The organism is Candidatus Tokpelaia sp., from assembly GCF_008636115.1.
Taxonomy (GTDB): Bacteria; Pseudomonadota; Alphaproteobacteria; order Rhizobiales; family Rhizobiaceae; genus QLZD01.
The window spans coordinates 1-391 of the sequence record NZ_QLZD01000029.1; the positions used below are offsets into that span (position 1 = coordinate 1).

General features: G+C 51.7%; 1 protein-coding gene. It reads left to right on the forward strand.

Annotated features, from left to right (window positions below; all coding sequences use genetic code 11):
* Nucleotides 1-155: 155 nt before the first annotated feature.
* The coding region (locus DPQ22_RS04945; RefSeq protein ID WP_210244018.1) for a hypothetical protein at nucleotides 156-391 on the forward strand (236 nt) is incomplete at its 3' end.

Sequence of the window (391 nt, forward strand, 5' to 3'; positions counted from 1 at the left end):
GGCCTGCAGGCGGTGGCAGATTTTATCAGTGCAATTTTAGGGCCAATGACCGAAGCTTATGAATGGGCAAACGATAAGATTGCCGCCTTTATTTTGGCCGCCCGGCTGAAACAGGCGGAGTTGCGGAGCCAATGGGTGCAGCGCTGGAGGCAGCTATGACAATAAAGGCCGTCAAATGGTGGCTTATTATCCTCGCTATTCTTGGGTTCCTGTCATTTTTGACACAGGGATTGTTGAGCCTGGCCAAACAGGGTGAGCGGTATGAGACACGCATAAGGGAACAGGCAAAAGCGGAATGCACGGCTTACTGGCAGGCAGAAATTGCAAAAAGTAATGCGGCGGCACTGCGCCGACAAAACGAATTGCAGGAAAAGGCTTTGATAGCCGAGCA